This is a genomic window from Streptomyces katrae (genome assembly GCF_000966975.1).
GTDB lineage: Bacteria > Actinomycetota > Actinomycetes > Streptomycetales > Streptomycetaceae > Streptomyces > Streptomyces katrae.
Genome location: NZ_JZWV01001354.1, coordinates 1 through 535 on the forward strand (window position 1 = coordinate 1; position 535 = coordinate 535).

Here is a 535-nt window from a genome sequence, read left to right on the forward strand (position 1 = left end):
CCCGAGCGTGGGCCTGGACTACCTGCTGCCCGCGTTCGTCGGCGCCCTGCTGGGCTCCACCACCGTCAGGCCCGGCCGCGCCAACGCGATCGGGACCCTGGTGGCCGTCGGCGTGCTCGCCGTCGGGCTCGCCGGGATCGGCCAGCTCGGCGCCGACTTCTGGGCCACCCCGCTGTTCAACGGCGGGACCCTGCTGGTGGCGGTCGGCCTGGCCGGCTACTCGGCTCGGCGGCGGCTGCGGACCCGGGCCGCGGCGGACGGGCCCGCCCCGCCCGCCGGTGACGGTCCGCCCCGGCCGCCCGCGCACCACCAGCCCCCCGTCCAGCCCTGATCAGGAGCACCGTGTACCGCAGCCGCAAGCGCCTCCTCGCGACCGCCGCCCTGTGGGCGGCCGCCTCGGCCCTCGCCGCGGGCTGCGGCGGCGACGGCTCCGCGCACCCCTCGGGCTCCGCCCCGGGCGGAGGCTGCCCGGCCGCCCTCGCCAGGGCGAAGGAGGCGGTCGGGCGGGCCGAGCGCACCGGCGCCGGCTGGAACG

At 80.7% G+C, this 535-nt stretch carries 2 pseudogenes; both read left to right on the forward strand.

Annotation, left to right across the window (positions count from 1 at the left end):
* Positions 1-331, forward strand: a pseudogene (locus VR44_RS37170) (ABC transporter permease); the annotation flags it as partial.
* A gap of 11 nt (positions 332-342) precedes the next feature.
* Positions 343-535 (forward strand): annotated as a pseudogene (locus VR44_RS37175) (substrate-binding domain-containing protein); the annotation flags it as partial.